Annotated in this window: 26 protein-coding genes; 16 read left to right on the top strand and 10 right to left on the bottom strand. The window is 59.4% G+C overall.

All coding sequences use genetic code 11. The features are described from left to right. Positions 1–244 precede the first annotated feature (244 nt). The 4 genes from ACRER8_RS16710 to ACRER8_RS16695 all read right to left on the bottom strand — a co-directional run bounded on the left by ACRER8_RS16710 (position 245) and on the right by ACRER8_RS16695 (position 4,327). On the bottom strand, positions 245–1,279 hold the full coding sequence (locus ACRER8_RS16710; RefSeq protein ID WP_431747454.1) for an AbrB family transcriptional regulator: 1,035 nt from the start codon (positions 1,277–1,279) through the stop codon (positions 245–247). Further along, positions 1,272–2,786 (bottom strand): tripartite tricarboxylate transporter permease, encoded by a 1,515-nt coding sequence (locus ACRER8_RS16705; RefSeq protein WP_431747332.1) that lies wholly within the window; start codon positions 2,784–2,786, stop codon positions 1,272–1,274. The genes ACRER8_RS16710 and ACRER8_RS16705 overlap by 8 nt, the downstream gene beginning before the upstream one ends. A gap of 1 nt (position 2,787) precedes the next feature. After that, positions 2,788–3,246 (bottom strand): tripartite tricarboxylate transporter TctB family protein, encoded by a 459-nt coding sequence (locus ACRER8_RS16700; RefSeq protein WP_431747331.1) that lies wholly within the window; start codon positions 3,244–3,246, stop codon positions 2,788–2,790. 94 nt (positions 3,247–3,340) lie between these two features. Then, positions 3,341–4,327, bottom strand: coding sequence for a Bug family tripartite tricarboxylate transporter substrate binding protein (locus ACRER8_RS16695; RefSeq protein ID WP_431747453.1), 987 nt, complete (start codon positions 4,325–4,327; stop codon positions 3,341–3,343). A 465-nt stretch (positions 4,328–4,792) separates the two neighbouring features. On the opposite strand from ACRER8_RS16695, the gene ACRER8_RS16690 reads away from it, so the two are divergent. Then, positions 4,793–5,464: a response regulator gene (locus ACRER8_RS16690; protein WP_431747330.1), complete on the top strand. Its 672-nt coding sequence runs from the start codon at positions 4,793–4,795 to the stop codon at positions 5,462–5,464. Further along, positions 5,457–6,872 carry a sensor histidine kinase gene (locus tag ACRER8_RS16685; protein WP_431747329.1) on the top strand — a complete coding sequence of 472 codons (1,416 nt, stop codon included), beginning with the start codon at positions 5,457–5,459 and terminating at the stop codon, positions 6,870–6,872. Before ACRER8_RS16690 ends, ACRER8_RS16685 begins: the two co-directional genes overlap by 8 nt. 42 nt (positions 6,873–6,914) lie before the next feature. Here ACRER8_RS16685 and ACRER8_RS16680 read toward each other — a convergent pair whose 3' ends face one another. Together ACRER8_RS16680 and ACRER8_RS16675 are read right to left on the bottom strand one after the other, a co-directional pair. After that, positions 6,915–7,736 carry an HDOD domain-containing protein gene (locus tag ACRER8_RS16680; RefSeq protein ID WP_431747328.1) on the bottom strand — a complete coding sequence of 274 codons (822 nt, stop codon included), beginning with the start codon at positions 7,734–7,736 and terminating at the stop codon, positions 6,915–6,917. 71 nt (positions 7,737–7,807) lie between these two features. Next, entirely contained in the window at positions 7,808–8,749 is a 942-nt protein-coding gene (locus ACRER8_RS16675) for a YgfZ/GcvT domain-containing protein (protein ID WP_431747327.1), read from the bottom strand. A 166-nt stretch (positions 8,750–8,915) separates the two neighbouring features. Between ACRER8_RS16675 and ACRER8_RS16670 the strand changes: the two genes are divergently transcribed. Both ACRER8_RS16670 and ACRER8_RS16665 read left to right on the top strand, forming a co-directional pair. Beyond that, positions 8,916–9,170: a succinate dehydrogenase assembly factor 2 gene (locus ACRER8_RS16670; RefSeq protein ID WP_431747326.1), complete on the top strand. Its 255-nt coding sequence runs from the start codon at positions 8,916–8,918 to the stop codon at positions 9,168–9,170. Next, positions 9,154–9,621, top strand: a complete 468-nt coding sequence (locus ACRER8_RS16665; RefSeq protein ID WP_431747325.1) for a protein YgfX — start codon at positions 9,154–9,156, stop codon at positions 9,619–9,621. Before ACRER8_RS16670 ends, ACRER8_RS16665 begins: the two co-directional genes overlap by 17 nt. On the opposite strand, the gene nadB is transcribed toward ACRER8_RS16665, so the two are convergent. Next, entirely contained in the window at positions 9,590–11,206 is a 1,617-nt protein-coding gene (gene nadB, locus ACRER8_RS16660) for an L-aspartate oxidase (protein WP_431747324.1), read from the bottom strand. The genes ACRER8_RS16665 and nadB overlap by 32 nt on opposite strands. A 500-nt stretch (positions 11,207–11,706) precedes the next feature. On the opposite strand from nadB, the gene rpoE reads away from it, so the two are divergent. The 12 genes from rpoE (at position 11,707) to pdxJ (ending at position 22,225) form a co-directional block, all read left to right on the top strand. Beyond that, entirely contained in the window at positions 11,707–12,288 is a 582-nt protein-coding gene (gene rpoE, locus ACRER8_RS16655; protein ID WP_037014368.1) for an RNA polymerase sigma factor RpoE, read from the top strand. Positions 12,289–12,321: 33 nt separating this feature from the next. Then, complete coding sequence (locus ACRER8_RS16650; protein WP_431747323.1) at positions 12,322–12,912, top strand: anti sigma-E factor RseA C-terminal domain-containing protein; 591 nt, start codon at positions 12,322–12,324, stop codon at positions 12,910–12,912. A gap of 8 nt (positions 12,913–12,920) precedes the next feature. After that, positions 12,921–13,910, top strand: a complete 990-nt coding sequence (locus tag ACRER8_RS16645; protein WP_431747322.1) for a MucB/RseB C-terminal domain-containing protein — start codon at positions 12,921–12,923, stop codon at positions 13,908–13,910. Between the two features lie 16 nt (positions 13,911–13,926). Next, positions 13,927–14,109 carry a hypothetical protein gene (locus ACRER8_RS16640; RefSeq protein WP_431747321.1) on the top strand — a complete coding sequence of 61 codons (183 nt, stop codon included), beginning with the start codon at positions 13,927–13,929 and terminating at the stop codon, positions 14,107–14,109. A 149-nt stretch (positions 14,110–14,258) separates the two neighbouring features. Beyond that, entirely contained in the window at positions 14,259–15,659 is a 1,401-nt protein-coding gene (locus tag ACRER8_RS16635) for a DegQ family serine endoprotease (RefSeq protein WP_431747452.1), read from the top strand. A gap of 156 nt (positions 15,660–15,815) precedes the next feature. Beyond that, positions 15,816–17,612: a translation elongation factor 4 gene (lepA, locus tag ACRER8_RS16630; protein WP_431747320.1), complete on the top strand. Its 1,797-nt coding sequence runs from the start codon at positions 15,816–15,818 to the stop codon at positions 17,610–17,612. A 9-nt stretch (positions 17,613–17,621) separates the two neighbouring features. Next, positions 17,622–18,476, top strand: a complete 855-nt coding sequence (gene lepB, locus ACRER8_RS16625) for a signal peptidase I (protein ID WP_431747319.1) — start codon at positions 17,622–17,624, stop codon at positions 18,474–18,476. Between the two features lie 105 nt (positions 18,477–18,581). Beyond that, positions 18,582–18,959 carry a DUF4845 domain-containing protein gene (locus tag ACRER8_RS16620; RefSeq protein ID WP_431747318.1) on the top strand — a complete coding sequence of 126 codons (378 nt, stop codon included), beginning with the start codon at positions 18,582–18,584 and terminating at the stop codon, positions 18,957–18,959. Further along, positions 18,956–19,645: a ribonuclease III gene (gene rnc / locus ACRER8_RS16615; protein ID WP_431747317.1), complete on the top strand. Its 690-nt coding sequence runs from the start codon at positions 18,956–18,958 to the stop codon at positions 19,643–19,645. The genes ACRER8_RS16620 and rnc overlap by 4 nt, the downstream gene beginning before the upstream one ends. Beyond that, positions 19,638–20,540, top strand: a complete 903-nt coding sequence (gene era, locus ACRER8_RS16610; RefSeq protein ID WP_431747316.1) for a GTPase Era — start codon at positions 19,638–19,640, stop codon at positions 20,538–20,540. The genes rnc and era overlap by 8 nt, the downstream gene beginning before the upstream one ends. A gap of 178 nt (positions 20,541–20,718) precedes the next feature. Beyond that, the gene (gene recO, locus ACRER8_RS16605) at positions 20,719–21,408 is read left to right on the top strand and encodes a DNA repair protein RecO (protein WP_431747315.1); all 690 of its coding nucleotides are present in this window, start codon (positions 20,719–20,721) and stop codon (positions 21,406–21,408) included. A gap of 70 nt (positions 21,409–21,478) precedes the next feature. Further along, positions 21,479–22,225 (top strand): pyridoxine 5'-phosphate synthase, encoded by a 747-nt coding sequence (gene pdxJ / locus ACRER8_RS16600; RefSeq protein ID WP_431747314.1) that lies wholly within the window; start codon positions 21,479–21,481, stop codon positions 22,223–22,225. Positions 22,226–22,365: 140 nt separating this feature from the next. On the opposite strand, the gene cmoB is transcribed toward pdxJ, so the two are convergent. The 3 genes from cmoB to ACRER8_RS16585 form a co-directional block, all read right to left on the bottom strand. After that, positions 22,366–23,325: a tRNA 5-methoxyuridine(34)/uridine 5-oxyacetic acid(34) synthase CmoB gene (cmoB, locus tag ACRER8_RS16595; RefSeq protein WP_431747313.1), complete on the bottom strand. Its 960-nt coding sequence runs from the start codon at positions 23,323–23,325 to the stop codon at positions 22,366–22,368. Then, positions 23,322–24,065 (bottom strand): carboxy-S-adenosyl-L-methionine synthase CmoA, encoded by a 744-nt coding sequence (gene cmoA / locus ACRER8_RS16590; protein ID WP_431747312.1) that lies wholly within the window; start codon positions 24,063–24,065, stop codon positions 23,322–23,324. The genes cmoB and cmoA overlap by 4 nt, the downstream gene beginning before the upstream one ends. Before the next feature lie 108 nt (positions 24,066–24,173). Continuing rightward, a complete protein-coding gene (locus ACRER8_RS16585) occupies positions 24,174–24,566 on the bottom strand; it encodes a protease inhibitor I42 family protein (RefSeq protein ID WP_431747311.1) in 393 nt (130 codons plus the stop codon). Positions 24,567–24,686 lie beyond the last annotated feature (120 nt).

The raw sequence follows: 24,686 nt of genomic DNA, 5'->3' as shown, positions 1-24,686 counted from the left end.
CCGGCTTGCTGCGGACTGCGATTTGACGAACGCGGTGTATCAGCAACGCAAAAGCCACTGACACACCGCGTATCCCTGTAGGAGCCGGCCTGCTGGCGAACCCGACGTCTCAACAACGCAAAAGCCACTGACACACCGCGCACCCCTGTAGGAGCCGGCTTGCTGGCGAACCTGAATGTCAGACACGCAACTGTTGACTGACACGCCACATTCGCAAGCAAGCCGGCTGCTGCAAGGGGTCGCGTCAGTTGCCGGACTGCCGGTTCCAATACCGAAACAACGGCTCGGCCAGAAACAGCACAAACAGCAATCGCATCACCTGCATCGCCGTCACCAGCGGCACCGATAGCTGCAATACTTCTGCGGTCAGGCTCATCTCCGCGATGCCACCAGGCATCATGCCCAAGGTCAACGAGCGCAGATCCAGATGCGTCGCTGCGCTCAAGGCCAGCGCGCAAAGCGCGGCGATACTCATGGTCAATGCGGTCCCCACCAAGGTGCGCCCTATAAAGGAAGGCGCGCGGCGGAAGAAGGCGCGGTTGAAATGACACCCCAGCCCGCTGCCGATCAACCATTGCCCCATCTGACTGCCACCGTTAGGCAGACCGATGTGCAAATCGAAGCTGATGCTGATGGCTGCACTGACCAGCAAAGGCCCGAACAGCCACGGGTTGGGTTGCTTCAGCCGCTGCCAGCCCCAAGCGATCAATCCCCCGAGTGGAAACAACAGTGCCAACCACAACCAGTTCACCACCGTCCCATGAACTGCCGGGCCACCACTGCCCATCAAGTATTTGAAGATCGCTGGAATGCAGAGCACCACCGTCAGCACACGCAGGCTTTGACCCGCCGCCACGTTGCTGAGGATCGCGCCATTGCGCGCGCCGAGGTTGACCATCTCTCCCGAGCCGCCCGGCATGCTGGAGAAGAACGCCGTGGCGCGGTCTTCGCCAGTGCGCAGCATCAGCCACACGCCGACTACGCTGGAAACGCTGGTCACCAGCGCGCCAACGAAGATCAAGCCGAAATGCGAAAGAACTTGCTCAATGACCACAGGCGTGAAGTGCAGGCCGATACCGATGCCGACCACCCATTGGCCGCATTTGCGGCCGCCGGGGATTTCAGCCAGCTGCCATGGGGTCAGGCAGCGGACCAGGATGATTGCCAGCAACGAGCCGACCATCCAGGGCAGGGGCCAGCCGACCTGACTGGCGAGGTAACCCCCCAGCAGGCCGACCAGCGGTGTTCCCCACCAAGTCCTGAAGGGCCGGTCAGACATCGGCCAGTGCGCGACGCTGAACGGCACGTTTGCGCCAGATGCGAATCAGCGGCAGCACCAGCATGAACGCGGTCACTACCCAGACGCCAAGGGTGATCGGGCTGGACCAGAGAATGTCCATCGAACCGTTGGAAATCGACAGCGCGCGCCGCAGGTTCTGTTCCATCAGCCCGCCGAGGATGAAGCCCAGCAGAATCGGCGACAGCGGGAAGTCCAGCTTGCGCAGGATGTAGCCGAAGATGCCGATGCCGACCATCAGGAACAGGTCGAAGGTGGTGGCGTGGACCGCGTAGACGCCGATCCCGGTAATGATCGCGATCACCGGCACCAGCGCCCAGTTCGGCACGGCCAGGATACGAGTGAAGATGCGGATCATCGGGATGTTGAGGATCACCAGCATGATGTTGGCGATGAACAACGACGCGATCAGACCCCAGACGATATCCGGTTGCTGTTGGAATAACAGCGGGCCGGGGGTGATGTTGTACAGCGACAGGGCGCCGATCATCACCGCCGTGGTGCCCGAACCTGGAACGCCCAATGTCAGCATCGGCACCAGCGCGCCGCAGGCAGTGGCGCCGATAGCGGTTTCCGGCGCTGCGAGACCGCGCATGTCGCCTTGTCCAAATTTGCCGCTCGTACCGGCGATACGTTTCTCGGTCATGTAGGTTACGGCGCTCGCCAGTGTCGCACCGGCGCCCGGCAACACTCCCATGATGAAGCCCATCAGACCGCAGCGAATGTTGACCAGGAACACCGAACTGGCTTCCTTGAAGTTGAACATCATGCGCCCGGTGGCCTTGACTGCTTCCTGGCCGCGGTGGGTTTTCTCCAGCAACAGCAGAATCTCGCTGATGGAGAACAGACCCAATACCAGCACGACGAACTGAATGCCATCGGCCAGATGGATGTTGTCTCCAGTGAAGCGATACACGCCGCTGTTGGCGTCAATGCCGATGCTCGACAGGAACAGACCGATCAGCGCCGCCACGAAAGTCTTCAGCGGCCGATCACCTGCCATGCCGCCCAGACAGACAATCGCGAAGACCATCAATACAAAATATTCCGCGGGCCCAAAGGCGATCGCCCATTTGGCCAGCAGCGGGGCGAACATCACCATGCCGCAGGTGGCGATGAAGGCGCCGATGAACGAACTCCATGCCGACAGCGACAACGCCACGCCCGCCAGTCCTTGGCGAGCCATCGGATAGCCATCCAGGGCAGTCATCACAGTGGACGCTTCGCCGGGAATGTTGAGCAGAATCGAGCTGATGCGTCCGCCGTATTCGCAGCCCAAATAAACAGCCGCCAGCAGGATCAGTGCCGATTCCGGTGGCAAGCCAAGGGCGAAGGCGATCGGAATCAATAACGCCACGCCGTTGATCGGACCCAGGCCCGGTAGCAGGCCAACGACGGTGCCGATCAAGGTGCCGGAAAGGGCGGTGACCAGGTTGTACGGGGTCAGCGCGACGCCGAAGCCCTGGCCGAGATAGCCGAGAGTATCCATATCAGTTCTCCAGAACGTCGAGCAGGCCGAGGGGCAGAGGCACATCCATCACTTTGTCGAAGAGCACGTACAGCAGGATGCTCATTACGATCGTGATGACGATGCTCGGCAGCCAGCGACCGCCATACAGTCGGGCCATGGGGATGCCGATCACGATACTGCTGAGCACGAAGCCCAGCGGCTCGAACAGGCCGGCGAACACCAGCAGCAGCAGGGTGCATGTGCCGATCTTGATCAGGGTCGGACGGTCCAGCGGCGGCTCGTCTTCGGAGTGCTTGATCGGCGTCGGACGAAACAGCATATACAGCAGCGAGATGCCCATCAGCGCCAGCATCAGTAACGGAAAGGCGCGCGGGCCGACGGGCTCGTAGGAAAAAGGGGCCTGATAAGGCCATGCCATCAGCGCCAGGCCGATACAGACCAACAGCAGCACAAAGGCGAAAAGTCGTTGCAGGACCATGGAAAACTCCCGGGCCACGCCACCGTGCAGGCAGCGCAACCCTTAGTCAGTCAATCGAGAGTCAGTCAACCGAGCTTCAGTTAATCGAGCTCAATCACTGAATCAGGCCGAATTCCTTGGCCAGCATTTTGTAATCAGCGACCTGTTTCTTCACGTACGTGTCCAGCTCCGGCCCGGTCATGGCGAACGGGAACAGCTCACGCTGATCGCGCAACTTGGCGAAATCTTCCGATGCCAGCAGCTTGTCGAACGCGTCTTTCCACCAGGCGTACTGCTCGTCGGTCACTTTCGGGCCAAGATAGAAACCACGCACCACCGGCCAGAGGATGTCATAACCCTGTTCCTTGGCAGTCGGAATGTTCTTCATTTCCGGCTCGTCCAGACGCTTGTCGGAGAACACCGCCAACAGGCGCATGTCGCCGCTGAGGATATGAGGCATGGAGTCGGCAATGTCGGTCGAGCCGACCTGGATGTGGCCGCCGAGCAGGGCCGTAGCGATTTCACCGCCGCCTTCCAATGCTACGTAACGCAAGTCGCGCGGATTGATACCGGCGGCTTTGGCGACCAAAGCGGTCTGCATCCAGTCCTGGCTGCCGACGGTGCCGCCGGAGCCGATGACCACTATGCTCGGGTCGGCTTTCAGGGCTTTGACCAGATCGTCGAGGTTCTTGTACGGCGAATCGGCCTTCACCGCGATTGCACCGTAGCTGGTGCCGACGGCCGCCAGCCAACGCACGGCGTTTTCATCGAAGCGCCCGAACTTGCCTTGCGCCAGGTTAAGCAACGAACCGCTAGACCAAGCCACCAGAGTGCCCGCATCTGCAGGGCGCTGAGCCACTACTGCGTTGTAGGCCACTGCGCCCACGCCGCCGGGCATGTAGGTCACGCGCATTGGTTTACTCAAGAGCTTCTCGTTGACCAGCGCGCTCTGTGCCAGCTTACAGGTCAGGTCGAAGCCGCCACCCGGCGAAGCCGGCGCGATGCATTCAGGGCGATTGGGCTCAGCAGCCCACAATTGGGTAGCGACCAGCAGGCAGCTGGCGGCGACGCTGATTTGGCGCAACGATAGGTTCATGGTCAGTCTCCGACGGAGTTGTTGTTTTTGAGTGCGTTCAGATATTGGTTCAGGCAGGGGTTCCACGGTGTCTTGAACGGATGGCGATCAGGGGAGGGGACGTGACGATGCCCTGCGCAGCAGGTCTGCGAGGCGAACAGAAAACAGAATGGGATTCAGACGGCGCGGCGGCCGATGATTGCAGTGAGGACATCACCGATGACTCCGATATTGTTTTTATTGTTGAAAACGCATCGAGGCGTTTTTCGTCACGACCCTCAACGTCACGGAGGCTGCGCGTTGCGCAATCGTAACGAGTCGTGACTGGATCCTAATCAGCGAAGCTTTCATCAACCTTTCAACTACCTTTCATGAAGCTTTCAATTGAAGACTTTCGCCGTCGGACGGTGGGTTTTCAGCTGTTCAGCCTTCACAGGCGGCGTCGCGCCTGTAAACTCCGCCTCCACCAAACGCCTCAATCGGGAGAAGCCGATGCGTGTCCTGCTTGTCGAAGATCATCTGCAACTGGCTGAAAGCGTCTCACTGGCGCTCAAGGGCAGCGGCCTGACCGTGGATGTCCTGCATGATGGCGTAGCGGCTGATCTGGCGCTGAGCAGCGAAGAGTATGCCGTGGCGATTCTCGATGTCGGCCTGCCGCGCATGGACGGTTTCGAAGTGTTGGCCAAGCTGCGTGCGCGGGGCAAGAACACACCTGTGCTGATGCTGACCGCGCGCAGCGACGTCAAGGATCGTGTCCATGGCCTGAATCTGGGCGCCGACGATTACCTGGCAAAACCTTTCGAGTTGTCCGAGCTGGAAGCGCGGGTCAAGGCGCTGTTGCGTCGCAGTGTGCTCGGTGGAGAACGTCAGCAACGTTGCGGCGTGCTGATCTACGATCTGGACACGCGCCGTTTCATCCTCGGCGACGAGGCCCTCACCCTGACCTCTCGCGAGCAATCGGTGCTTGAAGCCTTGATCGCTCGGCCGGGCCGGGTGATGAGCAAGGAACAATTGGCGGCGCAAGTCTTCGGCCTGGACGAGGAGGCCAGCGCCGATGCCATCGAGATCTATGTACATCGCCTGCGCAAAAAGCTCGATGGACATCCGGTCGCCATCGTGACCTTCCGGGGGCTGGGTTACCTGCTGGAAAGCCGGGATGCTTAACCCGTTCCCTTCGGCGGAAAACAGCCTGCGCTGGCGCCTGCTGTGGAACCTGGGTTTGCTGCTGGTCGTGTTGATGATCGCCAGCGGCATGAGCGCTTACTGGAATGGCCGGGAAGCCGCCGATACCGCCTATGATCGCACCTTGCTGGCCTCGGCACGGACCATCGCCGCAGGCTTGTCCGAGCGTGATGGCACCCTCAGTGCCGACGTGCCTTATGTTGCCCTCGACACCTTCGCCTACGACAGCGCCGGGCGGATTTATTACCAGGTCAACGACATCAACCACAAGCTGATTTCCGGCTACGAAAATCTGCCGGCACCGCCACCGGGAACTCCGCGGACCGACGATTACCCGGCGCTCGCCAAGTTCTACAGCGCCCGTTATCAGGGCCAGGACGTGCGTGTCGTGAGTCTGCTCAAGGCCGTCAGCGAGCCGAACATGAACGGCATCGCAGAAATTCGCGTGGCCGAAACCGAGGAACAGCGGGTGAGCATGGCCCGCGGCCTGATGGCCGATACGCTGCTGCGTCTGGGGATGCTGGGCAGCGGCGCGTTGCTGTTGGTGTGGTTCACCGTCAGTGCGGCCTTGCGCCCGCTGGACCGTTTGCGAACGGCGGTGGAAGAGCGCCAACCCGATGACCTGCGCTCGTTGCCACTGGTGGAAGTGCAGCACGAATTGCGCCCACTGGTAAGTTCGCTCAATCACTTCACCGAGCGTTTGCGCATGCAGTTCGAGCGTCAGGCTCAATTTATCGCCGATGCGGCCCACGAACTGCGCACCCCCTTGGCGGCGCTGAAAGCGCGGGTCGAGCTGGGGCTGCGCGATCAGGATCCTGCGACTTGGCGCAGCACGCTGGAAAGCGCGGCAGTGGGCACCGATAAACTGACCCATCTGGCCAACCAGCTGCTCTCACTGGCACGCATCGAAAACGGTGCGCGGGCGATTGCCGAAGGTGGCGCGCAGTCATTGGATCTCAGTCAACTCGCCCGGGAGCTGGGCATGGCTATGGCGCCACTGGCTCACGCAAGGGGCGTTGCGCTGGCGCTTGAGGCGGACGAGCCGGTGTGGATGCGCGGCGAGCCGACCCTGCTCAACGAGCTGCTGAGCAACCTTGTCGATAACGCGCTGGCGCACACGCCGCCCGGTGGCAACGTGGTGCTACGGGTGCATTCGCCCTGTGTGCTGGAGGTCGAAGATGACGGCCCCGGCATCCCGCTGCATGAACGCGACCGGGTGTTCGAGCGCTTTTACCGCCGCCATCAGCAGAATTCGGGGGCAGGGCTGGGGTTGGCGATCGTCGGGGAAATCTGCAGAGCGCATCTGGCCAGAATTACGCTGCATGATGGCGCCGAGCGTGGCCTTATGGTCCGTGTCAGCTTCATTGCGGGAGAGGGCGAGAGCGTCTGACGTCACCGCCGATAAGCCGTACTGCTACGGGTAAATCGCCTTTCAATACAGCAACGTCATCGCTTCGTTCATCTGCCCGATCAATGCGCCATCAGCCATGTTCAGCCCCAGCTGGCTGACCGCGGGTATGCCCTGCACATCGAGATTCGGATAAGGCCGGCTCGTCATTTCATGCACATGAACGGTCGCGACCTGTACCAGATCCACATAGTCGGCCTGTTCGGAAATCCGGCTGAAATTCTGGAACTGACGCGGAACGATCGCCAGCGCTTCCGGAAAATCCCATGAGCGCAACAGCCGTTCGCCAATGATCGGGTGAATGCGCTCGATCACGTGATTGAGGCTTACGGCGTCAGCCAGCAACTCGAAATTGTCTTCGGCGTACGTCAGGATCGGCAGCACGCCGATGAGATGGATCAAACCGGCCAATGTCGCCTTGTCGGGTTTGAGATGAGCGCGCTGATGGCTCAACAAATTGCAGATCCCCGCCACTTGCAGGCTCAGCTTCCAGATGTCGCGCATCTTGGCTTCGATGACCTTGGATTTGGCGTGAAACATCTGCTCCACCACCAGACCGATCGCCAGGTTGCAGGTGTAATTCACCCCCAGACGACGAACTGCGGTCAGCACATCGCTAACCTCGAAATTCGGCCGCAACAACGGGCTATTCACCACTTTGATAAGACGCGCGGAAAGAGCAGTGTCGCTGCCGATGACCTTGCTCAGGGCCATGATGCTGATTTCCGCGTCTTCGGCAGCCAGACGAATTCTCATCGCTACTTCAGGGAGTGTCGGCAGAAACAGGGCGTCCTTGTCGATCGCCTTGATCAGGTCTCTCTGCACCTCATCAGCCATGCTACTCATATCGAATCCCTGGATAGTGCATTCCAATCGACACCCTGGTCGTGCGGCCGTTGGGGGCAGCTAACTACGGCTTAACGCTGTGTTTCGAGTTTGGCATCCAAAGTGTACGGTAGTTCGCGCAGCCTCAAGGCAGGGCCATCCGCTGTGCCCAGATGAATATTGCCGTCTTCCACGGCATCGGCTTGCAGTACGGCCAGCAGCTCAACGCCGGAATCGCCACGGGCGGCAACCACCACATTACCCACGGCACTGGCATGCACCGGGGAGAACAGCGCCACGCCCGGCTCCGGCACATCGCTGCCTTCCAGTGACAGCCGATACTGGCGACGTTTGAGCTTGCCCAGATACTGCATGCGCGCCACGATTTCCTGACCGGTGTAGCAGCCTTTCTTGAAGCTGACGCCGCCAACGGCCTGCAGGTTGATCATCTGCGGAATGAATTCCTCGCGGGTTTGTACAAAGACCTGACCGATGCCGGCGCGAATCTGTCCCAGCAGCCAGTCATTCAACGAGCCTTCCGGCAACTGTGCGGCCAGACGACCGCGCACATCCGCCGCCTGATCGGCGCGAACCCAGAGTTCGGCGCGGGCAGGGGAGATGCGGATCGCGATCAGATCGTTGGCGCGTACCACTGAATCCGTATCCTGCGACAGCGTCAGTCCCAGGCTGACCAGCGCATCGTCTGCGTCATTCAGGCCGAAGCGCGCCCAGGACGCACTTTCGTCAGTGAGCTTGGATTTGGAGAAAACGGCGTACTTTCTCAGGTCCAGCAACTGCGGCTCGATCAGCTCATGAGCCATCGCCAGCAGCACGCCATCGCCTTCGAGCAGGATGCGAAAGCTGGACTGCATTCGGCCTTTCTGCGTGCAACGGGCGCCGAGCGTGGCCTTGGCATCGCTCAGATAATCCATGTGGCAGGTCAGTTGGCCTTGCAGGAATTTGCTGGCGTCCACGCCGCGAACGGCAAGCACACCTTCGTGGGAGAGCGGGCAGAAGAAAGTTGAATCGGCCATGGGTCATCGCAGGGGTAAAAGTCTGGGGCACCATCATAGTGCCCAGCTTGGTTTATGGGTATATCCAAGTCTCGATAATGGATATGTGCAAAAGCCTGCGACTAAGTGCAGGTACGCCCGATGGCGATGCCCCTGTATACTCGCCGCCAAATTCGAGGAGCGTTCCATGGTCGAACAAATTGAACTCAACCGCCTGTTTTGGCATAGCCGACGTGGCATGCTCGAGCTGGATGTCCTGCTGGTGCCGTTTGTCAAAGAAGTCTACCCATCGCTCAACGATGTTGACCGCGCACTCTATGTCCGTCTGCTGACCTGTGAAGACCAAGACATGTTCGGCTGGTTTATGGAGCGCAGCGAATCGGAAGATCCGGAGCTGCAGCGTATGGTTCGCATGATTCTGGACCGTGTCCAGCCGAAATGAACGTTTCGAGTGCCGTTGGCAGCGCTCCCGGACGCTGCTGACGGCGTACCTCGGCGCCCAGGCGCTGGCCCTGATCTCGCTTGTCTTTCTTGAAATTCCCCTCTGGGCCAAAGCGGTCGGCCTTTTGTTGTGCTTTGTCCATGGCCTGTATTCTCTGCCACGCTCGATTCTGTTGAACGACGACCGCGCATTTACCGGCTTGCGGCGGGATGCTTGCGGCTGGCAATTATGGAATCGGCGCGCAGGCTGGCAACCGGTGCAGTTGCGGCCTGACAGCATGGCCTTGCCACGCATCGTGGTGCTCAGGTTCCGGCTGACGGGCGGTAGTTGGCTGAATCGCTGGTGGGTCAGAAGCGTCTGCATTCCAGGCGACGGCATGACGCCGGATCTGCACCGACGTCTGCGTCTACGTCTTAAATTCAGCCGACGTAGGTGGGCGGCGCCAGAATAGTGTCGATCGCATCAGGCAGCATTTGCGGGTAATCCAGCGTGTAATGCAATCCGCGGCTTTCCTTGCGTGCCATGGCCGAGGCGATCATCAGTTCGGCGACCTGGGCCAGATTGCGCAGTTCGATCAGATCGCGACTGACCTTATAGTTGCTGTAGAACTCGTCGATCTCATCCTGCAACAGCCGCACCCGATGCTGCGCACGCTGCAAGCGCTTGTTGGTGCGCACGATGCCAACGTAGTCCCACATGAAACGCCGCAGTTCGTCCCAGTTGTGCGCGATGATCACGTCTTCGTCCGAGTCTGTCACCTGGCTTGCGTCCCAGAACGGCAAATCCGTGGGCTGAGTAATTTCGGACAGCTGCGTGACGATATCCGCAGCCGCCGAGCGGGCATAGACGAAGCACTCCAGCAGCGAGTTGCTGGCCATGCGATTCGCGCCGTGCAGGCCGGTAAAGCTGGTTTCGCCGATGGCATACAGCCCCGGCACATCGGTGCGTCCGTGCTGGTCGACGACCACGCCGCCGCAGGTGTAATGCGCGGCGGGGACGACAGGGATCGGCTGGCGGGTGATGTCGATGCCGAATTCCAGGCAGCGCTCATACACTGTCGGGAAGTGGGTTTTGATGAAGTCTTGCGGCTTGTGGCTGATGTCCAGATAGACGCAATCGATGCCCAGGCGCTTCATTTCATGGTCGATGGCCCGAGCGACGATGTCGCGCGGTGCCAGCTCGGCCCGCTCGTCGAAGCGCTGCATGAAGCGTTCGCCACCGGGCAGCTTTAAATAAGCACCTTCGCCACGCAGCGCTTCGGTCACCAGAAAGCTCTTGGCTTGCGGGTGATACAGGCAAGTGGGGTGGAACTGATTGAATTCCAGATTCCCGACGCGACAGCCCGAACGCCAGGCCATGGCAATGCCGTCACCGCATGCACCGTCGGGGTTGCTGGTGTAGAGATAAACCTTGGCTGCGCCGCCCGAAGCCAGGATCGTGAAGCGCGCGCTGTGGGTGTCGACTTCGCCGGTGCAGCGGTCGAGCACGTAGGCGCCCAGACAGCGCTCGCCGGCAAGACCCAGCCGGCGCTCGGTGATCAGATCGACAGCGACCCGCTGTTCCAGCAGCTCGATGTTCGGCCGTGCCTTGGCTTGCGCCAGCAACGTGCGGAAAATCGCCGCGCCGGTCGCGTCGGCAGCGTGGATGATGCGACGATGGCTATGGCCGCCCTCGCGCGTCAGGTGAAATTCGAATCCGCCGTCTTCGACCGTCGAGCGATCATCGCGAGTAAAGGGCACGCCCATGTCGATAAGCCACTGGATCGCTTCGCGGCTATGCTCGACGGTGAAGCGCACAGCTTCTTCGTTACACAAACCGCCACCGGCATTGAGCGTATCTTCGACGTGGGACTGAACGGTGTCGGTATTGTCCAGCACGGCTGCTACGCCACCTTGCGCCCAGAAGGTCGAGCCATTGGCCAGATCGCCCTTGCTCAGGACCGCGATGCGCAAATGGCTGGGCAACGTGAGCGCCAGGCTCAAGCCGGCGGCGCCGCTGCCGATCACCAAAACGTCGTGCTGAATGTGTCGGCTCATTTGTTGTGATCTCAGCTTCTATATGGCCACTAGTATGTAAGGAGTGGTAACGGCACAATGGCCGGGATTTTATGGCGATTGTGAATCACGGCGGGGGCGGATTGTGCGCTACTCCGCAGCATCATGCATACCGTTTGGCGGGCAATTTCAGTGTCGAAGAGCAGTTCGAATTGGATCCTCCAAGCGGCATGGTGCGTGTCTTACGCTCTACAACGAAATGTGGGAACTTTTCATTAAGCCCTACGTTCAATAGAGGGTTGCCGATAAAGGGACAGCGTCGGCGCTGTGCGAAGGTGGTTCAAACATCCGCGCAAGCGCTTTCGACGACAAGATTATTCACGCAGCCGACCCGGTTCGAGCTGCGTTTTTCGTGCGGGCCACCGACGCTCGCCGGAAACTTGCTTGAAGGGGGGAGAACTTTTGCGAAAAGCCCGAGTCTATGTTTGCAAGCTTGTGAAGCAACCTCTGCGACACTCCCTTGAGCTCTATGAGGAGTGTTCATGCTAACCCAGGAAGAGGATCAGCAACTGGTCGAGCGCGTACAGCGCGGCGACAAGCGAGCGTTTGATCTGCTAGTGGTGAAATATCAGCACAAGATTCTTGGGTTGATCGTGAGATTCGTCCACGACACCCATGAAGCCCAGGATGTCGCGCAAGAGGCTTTTATCAAGGCCTACCGAGCGCTTGGGAACTTCCGCGGCGACAGTGCGTTTTATACGTGGCTGTACCGCATCGCCATCAACACGGCGAAAAACTATCTGGTGTCGCGAGGTCGGCGGCCGCCGGACAGCGATGTCAGATCTGAAGACGCGGAGTTCTACGACGGCGATCATGGCCTCAAGGACATCGAGTCGCCGGAACGTGCATTGTTGAGGGATGAAATCGAAGGCACCGTCCATCGCACCATCCAGCTACTGCCAGAAGATTTGCGTACAGCTCTAACTTTGCGTGAGTTTGACGGTCTGAGTTACGAAGACATTGCGAGCGTCATGCAGTGTCCGGTTGGTACCGTGCGCTCTCGCATTTTCCGCGCTCGGGAAGCCATTGATAAAGCCCTGCAGCCTTTGTTGCAGGAAACCTGAGACAGCGGCGACAGCCATATGAGAGGAACCGCCATGAGTCGTGAAGCCCTGCAGGAATCGCTGTCCGCGGTGATGGATAACGAAGCGGACGAATTGGAATTACGTCGAGTGCTCAATGCAATCGACGATGCGGATACACGTGCCACATGGTCGCGTTATCAAATTGCTCGTGCAGCAATGCATAAAGAACTGCTGATGCCACATCTGGACATCTCGGCTGCCGTATCTGCCGCGATCGCCGACGAAGTCAGTCCGCTCAAGGCCGGTCGCGGTCCTTGGCGTACGTTGGGCCGTCTGGCTGTAGCTGCTTCGGTCACCGTGGCTGTGTTGGCGGGTGTTCGCCTGTATAACCAGGATGAAATCGCCGGTGCCCAATTGGCCCAGCAATCGGCTCAGCCTGCCAACGTCGCCATGCCTCAGGTTAAAGGCCCAGCGGTACTGGCCGGTTACACAGAGAGCGAGCCAGCGCCAGGTCCTATGGCCAGCGGCGTGTTGCAGAATCAGGCCGGCTGGCACGACCAGCGTCTGCCAGGTTATCTGCGCCAACATGCTCAGCAAGCTGCGTTGAAAGGTACTGAAAGTGCGTTGCCATACGCTCGCGCTGCCAGCCTGGAAAACCGTTAAGGAGGATCATGCGCGCCATCCCTCTAGTGCCGCTTCTGCTTGGTGGATGGCTGGTCCTTCCAGTTCATGCCGATGATGCGCAAGACCAGTTGAAGCGTCTTGCGCAGGCAGAACAGCAGCAAAGTTTTCAAGGCACTTTCGTCTACGAACGCAATGGAAGTTTTTCCACTCACCGAATCTGGCATCGCGTTGTCGATGGCAAGGTTCGTGAGCATCTGCTTCAGCTTGATGGCTCCGCTCAGGAAGTATTGCGCGTCAATGGGGCGACCCAATGCGTCAGCGGTACTCTTGAGGCCGGGGTATCGAACATCCCCGACTCCCCCGCCCATGCGTTCGACGCTGCCAGACTGGCGGCGTGGTACGACATGAAAGTCGCGGGGAGTTCACGCGTGGCTGGGCGCGCGGCGACGGTAGTCACATTGACGCCGCGCGATCAGCATCGTTATGGCATTGAATTGCATCTGGATAATGAGACCGGTCTGCCGTTGAAGTCACTGCTACTCAGTGACAAGGGGCAGTTGCTGGAGCGCTTCCAGTTCACTGAGCTCAACACTGCCGACCCGCTTACCGATCAGATGCTGCAACCCAGCGCCGATTGCAAGCAGGTGGAAGTGGCCAAGGCCAAGGCTGAGCCTCAGAAGCAGGTTGCCTGGCACTCGGACTGGTTGCCGCCAGGCTTCGAACTCAGCAGTGCTGCCGCGCGCAAGGATCCGGAGTCCAAAACTCTGGTTACCAGCCTCATGTATGACGATGGCCTGGCCCGTTTCTCGGTCTTCGTCGAGCCAGTGGGTGGCGCTGCGGTTACGGATATTCGTACCCAGCTTGGCCCAACGGTCGCAGTTTCCCGCCGGCTGACCACGCCCAAGGGCGACGCGATGGTGACGGTGGTGGGTGAAATCCCGATTGGGACTGCCGAGCGTATTGCGCTGTCCATGCGTACCGATGCTGCATCGCCTGCGGGTACCAACAAAGCGCCTGCTACCACCAGCAACAACTAACCTGACGAACGAGTGAATGCCCACTATGAAAAAGGTTTCATATTGGGCATTTCAAGCCATCAGCCAAGCAAATGCTGGCTTTGATCGAGACGCTGAAATGTTTGGTCAGCTTTGCAGGTTGCAAACACATTCTTTTTTTTCTATAGGTCACAGCCTCGCAGCTCTGGCCTTTTGTCGTTTTCAGCTTCCAGAAAGCTGACATAGAGTAAAACTGGCTGAGAGCGCTGCACTGAGCAAGACTGCAATGTGTAGATGCTTCTCGAACCTGTCGGTTCGTACCGCTTAACCATGCTCGTTGTGAACGGGAGCCGTATGTCGATACCACGCTTGAAAACTTATCTGTCCTGGATGGCCGCCGTGCTGATGCTCGGTCAGGTCCTCACTGCGCAGGCTGAAGCCCTGCCGGACTTCACTTCACTGGTGGAGCAGGCATCGCCTGCCGTCGTCAATATCAGTACGCGCCAGAAAATGCCGGATCGTTCGGTGGCTCGGGGACAGATGCCTGACCTTGAAGGTTTGCCACCGATGCTGCGCGAATTCCTCGAACGCAGCACACCGCCGGGCTCCCGTCCGCCCGGGTCGGGCAAGGGTGATCGCCAGCGTGAAGCGCAATCTCTGGGTTCGGGCTTCATCATTTCTGCTGACGGTTTCATCCTGACCAATAACCACGTGATCGACGGTGCAGACGAGATCCTCGTGCGCCTTTCCGATCGTAGTGAAATGAAGGCGAAACTGATCGGCACCGACCCGCGCACCGACGTCGCGGTCTTGAAGATCGACGGCAAGGACTTGCCCACCGTCAAGCTGGGTAACTCCGACAAGCTGAAAGTAGGCGAGTGGGTCTTGGCCATTGGCTCGCCGTTCGGCTTCGATCATTCGGTGACCAAAGGTATTGTCAGCGCCAAGGGGCGCAGCCTGCCGAACGATACTTACGTACCGTTCATTCAGACCGATGTGGCGATCAACCCGGGCAACTCCGGTGGGCCGCTGTTCAACATGGCCGGCGAAGTCGTGGGTATCAACTCGCAGATCTTCACCCGTTCCGGTGGCTTTATGGGGCTGTCGTTCGCCATTCCAATCGACGTTGCGATGGATGTCGCCAATCAACTCAAGGCCAACGGCAAAGTCAACCGGGGCTGGCTGGGTGTCGTGATTCAGGAAGTGAACAAGGATCTGGCGGAGTCGTTCGGGCTGGATAAACCAGCCGGCGCCCTGGTCGCACAGGTTTTGGAAGATGGCCCGGCAGCCAAGGGCGGCTTGCAGGTCGGTGACGTGATCCTCAGCGCCAACGGCACGCCTGTCATCATGTCTGCTGATCTGCCGCATCTGATCGGCAACCTCAAGGACGGCAGCAAGGCCGAGCTGGAAGTAATCCGCAATGGCAAGCGTCAGAAACTGACCGTGACGGTAGGTGCATTGCCCGCCGAAGGCGAAGAAATGGGCGCCCCGGACGCCGGCGTCGAGCGCAACAGCAATCGGCTGGGCGTTTCGGTCACCGATCTGACCGCTGAGCAGATGAAGTCGCTCGACCTCAAAGGCGGCGTGATCATCAAGGATGTGCAAGAGGGTCCGGCGTCGCTGATCGGGCTGCAGGCGGGTGACGTGATCACTCATCTGAACAACCAGCCAATCGCCTCGGCCAAACAGTTCACCGAAGTGGCCAAGGGCCTGCCGAAGGATCGCTCGGTATCGATGCGGGTTCTGCGTCAGGGACGCGCGACGTTCATCACCTTCAAACTGGCGGAATAATAGCCAGACAGGGAAAAGGAGCGGCCAGGCCGCTCCTTTTTGTATCCGGTTGTCTGTCCTCGCGTGTGAACGTGACGCCCCAGCCTTCCTTCAGGTACAATTCCCGGCTATTTTTCGGCGGGCAGTCTGCCTGCAACCTTTTTCGAGTGTTGATCCGTGAGTGATTTGAGTCATATCCGCAATTTCTCCATCATCGCCCACATTGACCATGGCAAGTCAACGCTGGCAGACCGTTTCATTCAGATGTGCGGTGGCCTTACCGAGCGTGAAATGGAAGCTCAGGTGCTTGACTCCATGGACCTGGAGCGTGAGCGCGGGATCACGATCAAGGCCCACAGCGTCACCTTGTATTACAAGGCCAGCGACGGCATAACCTATCAGCTGAACTTCATCGATACCCCAGGCCACGTGGACTTCACCTACGAGGTCAGCCGTTCGCTGGCCGCCTGTGAAGGTGCGCTGCTGGTGGTCGATGCCGGTCAGGGCGTGGAAGCGCAGTCCGTCGCCAACTGCTACACCGCCATCGAGCAGGGCCTGGAGGTCATGCCGGTCCTGAACAAGATGGACTTGCCGCAGGCCGATCCGGACCGCGTCAAGGAAGAGATCGAAAAGATCATCGGCATCGATGCCACCGACGCCGTGGCCTGTAGTGCCAAGAGTGGCATGGGCGTCGACGAGGTGCTGGAGCGTCTGGTCAAGACCATTCCTGCGCCAACCGGAAACATCGAAGATCCGCTGCAAGCGCTGATTATCGACTCCTGGTTTGATAACTATCTGGGCGTTGTCTCCCTGGTGCGCGTGCGTCACGGCCGCGTGAAGAAGGGCGACAAGATCCTCGTCAAGTCCACCGGCAAGATCCACCTGGTGGACAGCGTCGGCGTATTCAACCCCAAGCACACCGCGACGGCGGACCTGAAAGCGGGCGAAGTGGGCTTCATCATCGCCGGCATCAAGGACATTCACGGTGCTCCGGTAGGTGACACGCTGACCTTGAGTTCGACCCCGGACGTGGAAGTACTGCCCGGTTTCAAACGCATTCAGCCGCAGGTCTACGCCGGTCTGTTCCCGGTCAGCTCCGACGACTTCGAAGATTTCCGCGAAGCGTTGCAGAAGCTCACCCTCAATGACTCGTCGCTGCAGTACACGCCGGAAAGCTCCGACGCATTGGGCTTCGGCTTCCGTTGTGGCTTCCTCGGCATGCTGCACATGGAGATCATTCAGGAGCGCCTTGAGCGCGAGTACGACCTGGACCTGATCACCACCGCGCCTACGGTAATCTTCGAGCTACTGCTCAAGACCGGTGAAACCATTTACGTCGACAACCCGTCGAAGCTGCCAGACCTCTCGACTATCGAAGACATGCGCGAACCGATCGTGCGGGCGAATATCCTTGTGCCTCAAGAGCACCTGGGCAACGTCATAACGCTGTGCATCGAGAAGCGCGGCATTCAGCACGACATGCTGTTCCTCGGCACTCAGGTCCAAGTGACCTACGACTTGCCGATGAACGAAGTGGTTCTGGACTTCTTCGATCGTCTGAAGTCCACCAGTCGCGGCTATGCGTCGCTGGACTATCATTTCGATCGCTACCAGTCGGCGAACCTGGTGAAGCTGGATGTTCTGATCAACGGTGACAAGGTCGATGCCCTGGCGCTGATCGTGCACCGTGACAACGCGGCCTATAAAGGCCGGGCGTTGACTGAAAAGATGAAAGAACTGATTCCTCGTCAGATGTTCGACGTGGCAATCCAGGCTGCGATCGGTGGCCAGATTATCGCGCGTACAACCGTCAAGGCGCTCAGAAAGAACGTACTGGCCAAATGTTACGGTGGTGACGTCAGCCGTAAACGCAAACTGCTTGAAAAGCAGAAGGCCGGTAAGAAACGCATGAAGCAGGTCGGCAACGTGGAAATTCCACAGGAAGCCTTCCTTGCAGTGCTCAGGTTGGAATAGTCAGGCCCTATGTCACTAAATTTCCCGCTGTTGTTGGTCATCGCCGTATTCGTGTGCGGTCTGCTGGCCTTGTTCGATCTGATCATACTGGCGCCGCGTCGGCGGACTGCGATAGCGACATATCAGGGCAGCGTAAGCCAGCCGGATGTTGCTGTCGTCGAGCAATTGAACAAGGAGCCGTTGCTCGTTGAGTACGGCAAGTCGTTCTTTCCGGTGCTGTTCATCGTGCTGGTGTTGCGCTCGTTTCTGGTTGAGCCGTTCCAGATTCCGTCGGGTTCGATGAAGCCGACGCTGGATGTGGGTGATTTCATCCTGGTCAACAAGTTCTCCTACGGCATTCGCCTGCCGGTGATCGACCTCAAGGTCATTCCGGTCAGCGACCCGCAGCGGGGCGATGTGATGGTGTTTCGCTACCCAAGCGACCCTAGCGTCAACTACATCAAGCGTGTCATCGGTTTGCCGGGTGATGTCATTCGTTACACCAATGACAAGCAGCTGTTCGTCAATGGACAACTGGTCGCCAAGCAACTGATCGGCTCGGAACCAGGAACCTTGGGCAGCGCCGAGCTTTATGACGAAAAGCTGGGTGAAGTCGAGCATCAGATTCGCCAGGAAATGAGCCGCTACCGCGCGCCGCCCGACCATGAGTGGACAGTCCCGGCCGGTCACTATTTCATGATGGGCGACAACCGCGATAACTCCAACGACAGTCGTTATTGGGATGACCCCAATATTCCCAAGGACGAGCTGGGAATGGTTCCCGACAGGAATATCGTCGGCAAGGCCTTCGCGGTATGGATGAGCTGGCCGGAGCCGAAGTTGAGTCATCTGCCCAACTTCTCGCGAGTGGGCTTGATCAAGTAATACCGATGCGGCGCTGTCTGACACAGCGCCGTATGTCATTTCGGCGGACTATGCTGCAAGGCTCAGCTTGCGGACAGTAGGGAAGAACTATTCTTGAGGGCACACATGAGAGCTGCCGGTTCGCAAAAAGGCTTGTCGTTCATTGGATGGCTGGTAGCGCTGGCCGTCGTGGCATTTGCCGTGAGTACCGCAGCCAAAGTGGTGCCGCACTACCTCGATTATATGTCGCTCAAGAAGATCATCGAAGCCGCAGGTACCGACCGGAACGCTGATATCAGCGACAGTGGCGAGTTTCATGCCTATGTGGCCAAGGGCATGCAGATCAATAACATTCGGGATGTAGATTTGAACAAGGCGTTAAGCGTGACGACGGAGAACAATAGGTTCCTCGCCCATTTGAAATACGAACAACGTGAGCCATTGATCCAGAACATCGATCTGGTGGTCAAGTTCGACCGCGAATTCAGCGTGGATAAACCGTGAGCGTGTCATTGAGTCGCCTCGAGCGTCAGCTCGGCTATACCTTCAAGGATCAGGAACTGATGGTTCTGGCCTTGACCCACCGCAGTTTCGCCGGGCGCAATAACGAGCGTCTGGAATTTCTCGGTGATGCCATCCTCAACTTCGTGGCCGGTGAGGCGCTGTTCGAGCGTTTTCCGCAGGCCCGCGAAGGTCAGTTGTCACGCCTACGCGCACGTCTGGTGAAGGGTGAAACCCTGGCCCTGCTGGCCCGTGGATTCGATCTGGGTGAATACCTGCGACTGGGTTCCGGTGAGTTGAAGAGTGGCGGTTTCCGCCGCGAGTCGATTCTGGCCGATGCCCTGGAAGCGTTGATTGGCGCGATCTATCTGGATTCCGGCATGGAAGTCGCCCGTGATCGCGTGTTGTCCTGGCTGGCCACCGAGTTCGACAGCCTGACGCTGGTGGACACCAACAAGGATCCGAAAACCCGACTGCAGGAATTCCTTCAGTCTCGCGCCTGTGATTTACCGCGCTACGAAGTGGTGGATATTCAGGGCGAACCGCATTGCCGGACGTTCTTCGTCGAATGCGAGATCACCTTACTGAACGAAAAAAGCCGGGGACAAGGTGTCAGCCGTCGGATTGCCGAACAGGTAGCCGCGGCCGCAGCCCTTATCGCCCTGGGTGTGGAGAACGGCAATGACTGATTCAACTGCAACACGCTGTGGCTATGTCGCCATCGTTGGCCGGCCAAACGTGGGCAAGTCGACGCTGTTGAACCACATCCTCGGCCAGAAACTGGCGATCACTTCGCGCAAGCCGCAGACCACTCGCCACAACATGCTGGGCATCAAGACCGAAGGCGACGTGCAGGCCATCTACGTCGACACGCCCGGCATGCACAAGAACAGTGACAAAGCGCTTAACCGCTACATGAACAAGACCGCGTCGGCGGCATTGAAAGATGTCGACGTAGTGATCTTCGTGGTGGATCGCACCAAATGGACCGAAGAGGACCAGATGGTGCTGGAGCGTGTGCAGTATGTGACCGGTCCGTTGATCGTTGCGCTGAACAAGACCGACCGCATCGAGGACAAGGCCGAGCTGATGCCGCATTTGTCCTGGTTGCAGGAACAGCTGCCGAACGCGCAGATCATTCCGATTTCGGCGCAGCAGGGCCATAACCTCGAAGCGCTGGAGAAGGTGATTGCCCAGCATCTGCCGGAGAACGATCACTTTTTCCCGGAAGACCAGATCACCGACCGCAGCAGCCGCTTCCTCGCCGCCGAGCTGGTGCGCGAGAAAATCATGCGTCAGCTGGGCGCCGAGCTTCCGTATCAGATCACCGTCGAAATCGAAGAATTCAAGCAGCAGGGCAAGACCTTGCACATTCATGCTCTGATCCTCGTCGAGCGCGATGGCCAGAAGAAAATCATCATTGGCGACAAGGGCGAGCGCATCAAGCGCATCGGTTCCGATGCCCGCCGTGACATGGAAGTGCTGTTCGACTCCAAGGTGATGCTCAACCTCTGGGTCAAGGTCAAGGGCGGCTGGTCCGACGACGAACGCGCCCTGCGTTCGCTGGGTTATGGCGACCTGTAACGGTTGGAGTTGATCAACCGTTTCTGGCGCAGGTACAAAATCTGTGGGAGCGAATTTATTCGCGATAGGTCGTTTCAGTCGATATACATTTGTCGTTTGGAGCACCGTATCGCGAATGAATTCGCTCCCACAGCGGTATTCAGCGCTCTGACATCCACGTTCGTGGATTGAGAAACCCATGTCCCAAACCCCGCCTGCTGGTCAACTTGCCTATGTCCTCCACTCCCGGGCCTATCGCGAGAACAGCGCGCTCGTCGACTTCCTCACTCCTCAGGGCCGCTTGCGTGCCGTGCTGCGCAGTGCGCGTGGCAAGGCGGGTTCGCTGGCTCGACCGTTCGTGCCGCTGGAAGTCGAGTTTCGTGGCAAAGGGGAGCTGAAGAACGTCGGCCGGATGGAAAGCGCCGGCATCGCGGCATGGCTCGAAGGCGAGGCATTGTTCAGCGGTCTGTACCTCAATGAACTGCTGATTCGCCTACTCCCCGCCGAAGACCCGCATCCCGGTGTGTTCGAGCATTACGCCGCGACCTTGATGGCGTTGGCCGAAGGACGCGCCCTGGAACCCTTGTTGCGATCTTTCGAGTGGCGCCTGCTGGACGACCTGGGTTACGGTTTTGTCCTCGATGCGGACATCAACGGCGACCCCTTGGCGGCTGACGGCATGTATCGCTTGCAAGTGGACGCTGGGCTTGAGCGCGTCTATCTGTTGCAGCCCGGTCTGTTTCAAGGCGCCGAGCTATTGGCCATGTCGGAGGCGGACTGGAGCGCGCCGGGAGCTTTGTCGGCAGCCAAGCGGCTGATGCGTCAGGCGCTGGCGGTGCATCTGGGCGGTCGGCCGCTGGTGAGCCGCGAATTGTTTCGCAAGCCTTGATGAAGGCCTTGTTTGTCAGTCAGCAATGGGCGCGAGTCGCCTGTTGAGATCAAGTATTCAGGAGAACAACGTGACCCACAGCACCCGCATTTTGCTCGGCGTGAACATCGACCACGTGGCGACGCTGCGTCAGGCCCGTGGTACCCGCTATCCCGATCCGGTGAAGGCCGCGCTGGACGCTGAAGAAGCGGGCGCCGACGGCATTACCGTGCACCTGCGCGAAGATCGCCGTCACATTCAGGAGCGCGATGTGCTGCTGCTCAAGGATGTGCTGCAAACCCGCATGAACTTCGAAATGGGCGTTACGGACGAGATGATGGCTTTCGCCGAGCGCATTCGTCCGGCGCACATCTGCCTGGTCCCGGAGACCCGTCAGGAACTGACCACCGAAGGCGGCCTCGATGTCGCTGGTCAGGAAGCGCGGATCAAGGCCGCGGTCGAGCGGCTGTCCGCGATTGGCAGTGAAGTGTCGCTGTTTATCGATGCCGACGAGCGTCAGATCGAAGCGTCGGCGCGCGTCGGTGCACCTGCCATCGAGTTGCATACAGGGCGTTATGCCGATGCTCAAACGCCGACCGAACTGGCCGAAGAACTCAAACGGATTGCCGATGGTGTCGCGTTCGGTCTGGGACAGGGCCTGATCGTCAATGCCGGTCATGGTCTGCATTACCACAACGTCGAGGCGGTCGCCGCGATCAAGGGCATCAACGAACTGAACATCGGCCACGCGCTGGTGGCGCATGCCTTGTTCGTAGGTTTCAAGTCGGCGGTTTCGGAAATGAAGGCGTTGATTCTGGCCGCGGCTCACAAGGCTTGATCTGGCGGGCGACCGGGATCAACCTGTGGGAGCGAATTTATTCGCGATGGCGTGACGACTGACGGAGATGCCTCGGATGTGCCGTCTCTTCGCAAATGAATTCGCTCCCACAGTGGTTTCCTGGCGCTGGCGATTTTCTGTCAGGCCTTGCGCCCTACGATGACCGCGCGCCTCGGTGCGGGGAGACCTTCCACGGTCTTGCCGGGGTCGTTCGGATCGAGGAAGTCGCTCAGGGACTGATAACGCATCCACTCGGTGCTGCGTTGTTCTTCGATCGTCGTGGTACTGACATCCACGCAGCGCACGTCGACGAACCCGGCGCGGCGCAACCACAGTTCCAGCGCTGGCACTGACGGCAAGAACCAGACATTGCGCATCTGCGAGTAACGATCTTCGGGCACCAGCACCTGCTGCGCGTCGCCTTCGACCACCATGGTCTCCAGGACCAGTTCGCCGCCCTTTACCAGGCAGTCTTTGAGTGCCAGCAAGTGATCGATCGGTGATTTGCGGTGATACAGCACGCCCATGGAAAACACCGTATCAAAGCCTTCCAGCCGCGCGGGCAAGTCTTCCAGCGCAAACGGCAGATGCCACGCAGGCAAATCGGGCAAATAACGCTGCATCGCCTGGAACTGGCAGAAGAACAGCCAGTTGGGGTCGACGCCGATCACGCTGTCGGCACCGGCACCGAGCATGCGCCACTGGTAATAACCGTTGCCGCAGCCCACATCCAGCACGCGCTTGCCGACCAGATCCAGATGCTTTGATACCCGCGACCATTTCCAGTCCGAGCGCCATTCGGTGTCGATGTGCACGCCGAACACGTCGAACGGCCCCTTGCGCCAGGGTGACAGGCCCATCAGCGCCGCGCGGGTTTGTTCGCGGGTGGCATCGTCGCAATTGGCATCGAGGATGAAATCATCCTTGAGTTCGACACGACTCGGCGTCAGCTCGGGCAACGCGTTCAGGGCGCCTTGCCAGCGCTCCAGATCACCATGGCCTTTTTCCATTTTTGCGTCGAGTTGCGCCTGCAGACCCTGGGCCCAGGCATAAAGAGGTGTGCCCGCCAGGCGGCGGACCAGAGGAGCGAGATCGATCATGGCAGGGCAATCAGAGAGGCGAAATTAAGGCACTGGAACCAGGGCACGACTTTGGAGAAACCGGCGGCCAGCAGGCGTTCGCGGTGCTGCTCCAGACTGTCGGGCTTCATGACGTTTTCGATGGCGCTGCGCTTCTGAGCGATTTCCAGTTCGCTGTAGCCGTTGGCGCGCTTGAAGGCCACATGCAGGTCAGTCAGCAGAGCGTGCTCTTCAGCGTCGTCGAAACGCAGCTTTTCGGACAGGATCAGCGCGCCACCCGGCAGCAGCGACTGACGAATACGACCCAGCAGGGCAAGACGTTGCTCGGGAGCGATGAATTGCAGGGTGAAATTCAGCGCCACCACCGAGGCGGGCTGGAACTCGAGTGCAAGAATATCGCCTTCGATGACTTCAACCGGCAGCAACTCCTGAAACATCGAATCCTGCCCGTTCAGGTACTCGCGGCAACGCTCGACCATCGCTGCGGAGTTGTCGATGGCGATCACCCGGCAATCTTCGGTGCGCACATGGCGACGCAGCGCCTGAGTGACGGCGCCCAGCGAACTGCCCAGGTCATAGAGGACGCTGTGGGGTTGCGCGAACTGCGCCGCCAGCACGCCGAGGTTCTCGACGATGGTCGGATAACCCGGCACCGAACGCTTGATCATGTCCGGGAACACCCGCACCACGTCCTCGTTGAAGGCGAAGTCGGGCACCTGTGACAGGGGCTGGGCGAATATGCGGTCGGGTTCTTGGCTCACGGCGATTCCGATGGATAGGACGAGGAGGGGGATGAAACAAAAAGTGCGGCATTTTAGCCAATTGTGCCGCGATGCCGAAACCTCATCTCATCGTTCGGTCAATCGGGGTCATTGCACGGTGATTTCGCAGTCGAACGTACGCTCGGGCCGCACTTCCGGCGCCCACGGCTGCTGATAGACCATCATCAAATGGCCGCTGCCTGCGTTGGCAGCCTTATAGCGCCAGACCGACTGACCCGAAGTCCCGACCATGCCAACGTCTTCCGGAGTATTGAATACTTCCGGGCCGAGGGCGTTGAGGATCGAGGGCGCGGGGTTCTGCATCAGCCAGCGGTGCCCCGTGGTGGGATTGCTGGGGAGCATGAGCATCAGGGTTTGACCAGTCTTGAGGGTGATCGGGCAGTCCTTCTGGTCTTCCAGGGATACGATCTGTTTCGGTTGCTGGGCGCAGGCGGCCAGCAGGGCAATGCTCAGCGGGACAAGCAGACGGGCAGGGGTCATGGAGGCTCCGGTCATGGGCAACTTGAGGGCGAGCATAACCGAAGATGGGGTGGATGCTAATCATGTGGATTGCACGAGCAGCTGTAGGAGCCGGCTTGCTGGCGAATGCGGTGTGTCAGT

Source organism: Pseudomonas sp., from assembly GCF_050739935.1.
Taxonomy (GTDB): domain Bacteria; phylum Pseudomonadota; class Gammaproteobacteria; order Pseudomonadales; family Pseudomonadaceae; genus Aquipseudomonas.
This window is presented reverse-complemented; position numbering and strand designations above follow the sequence as displayed.

Bases quoted from the DNA above. Each gene is read 5' to 3' on its own strand.
- ACRER8_RS16710 (WP_431747454.1), bottom strand. From the start codon at position 1,279: ATGTCTGACCGGCCCTTCAGGACTTGGTGGGGAACACCGCTGGTCGGC.
- ACRER8_RS16705 (WP_431747332.1), bottom strand. From the start codon at position 2,786: ATGGATACTCTCGGCTATCTCGGCCAGGGCTTCGGCGTCGCGCTGACC.
- ACRER8_RS16700 (WP_431747331.1), bottom strand. From the start codon at position 3,246: ATGGTCCTGCAACGACTTTTCGCCTTTGTGCTGCTGTTGGTCTGTATC.
- ACRER8_RS16690 (WP_431747330.1), top strand. From the start codon at position 4,793: ATGCGTGTCCTGCTTGTCGAAGATCATCTGCAACTGGCTGAAAGCGTC.
- ACRER8_RS16685 (WP_431747329.1), top strand. From the start codon at position 5,457: ATGCTTAACCCGTTCCCTTCGGCGGAAAACAGCCTGCGCTGGCGCCTG.
- ACRER8_RS16680 (WP_431747328.1), bottom strand. From the start codon at position 7,736: ATGAGTAGCATGGCTGATGAGGTGCAGAGAGACCTGATCAAGGCGATC.
- ACRER8_RS16675 (WP_431747327.1), bottom strand. From the start codon at position 8,749: ATGGCCGATTCAACTTTCTTCTGCCCGCTCTCCCACGAAGGTGTGCTT.
- ACRER8_RS16670 (WP_431747326.1), top strand. From the start codon at position 8,916: ATGGTCGAACAAATTGAACTCAACCGCCTGTTTTGGCATAGCCGACGT.
- nadB (WP_431747324.1), bottom strand. From the start codon at position 11,206: ATGAGCCGACACATTCAGCACGACGTTTTGGTGATCGGCAGCGGCGCC.
- rpoE (WP_037014368.1), top strand. From the start codon at position 11,707: ATGCTAACCCAGGAAGAGGATCAGCAACTGGTCGAGCGCGTACAGCGC.
- ACRER8_RS16650 (WP_431747323.1), top strand. From the start codon at position 12,322: ATGAGTCGTGAAGCCCTGCAGGAATCGCTGTCCGCGGTGATGGATAAC.
- ACRER8_RS16645 (WP_431747322.1), top strand. From the start codon at position 12,921: ATGCGCGCCATCCCTCTAGTGCCGCTTCTGCTTGGTGGATGGCTGGTC.
- ACRER8_RS16640 (WP_431747321.1), top strand. From the start codon at position 13,927: ATGCCCACTATGAAAAAGGTTTCATATTGGGCATTTCAAGCCATCAGC.
- ACRER8_RS16635 (WP_431747452.1), top strand. From the start codon at position 14,259: ATGGCCGCCGTGCTGATGCTCGGTCAGGTCCTCACTGCGCAGGCTGAA.
- lepB (WP_431747319.1), top strand. From the start codon at position 17,622: ATGTCACTAAATTTCCCGCTGTTGTTGGTCATCGCCGTATTCGTGTGC.
- ACRER8_RS16620 (WP_431747318.1), top strand. From the start codon at position 18,582: ATGAGAGCTGCCGGTTCGCAAAAAGGCTTGTCGTTCATTGGATGGCTG.
- era (WP_431747316.1), top strand. From the start codon at position 19,638: ATGACTGATTCAACTGCAACACGCTGTGGCTATGTCGCCATCGTTGGC.
- recO (WP_431747315.1), top strand. From the start codon at position 20,719: ATGTCCCAAACCCCGCCTGCTGGTCAACTTGCCTATGTCCTCCACTCC.
- cmoB (WP_431747313.1), bottom strand. From the start codon at position 23,325: ATGATCGATCTCGCTCCTCTGGTCCGCCGCCTGGCGGGCACACCTCTT.
- ACRER8_RS16585 (WP_431747311.1), bottom strand. From the start codon at position 24,566: ATGACCCCTGCCCGTCTGCTTGTCCCGCTGAGCATTGCCCTGCTGGCC.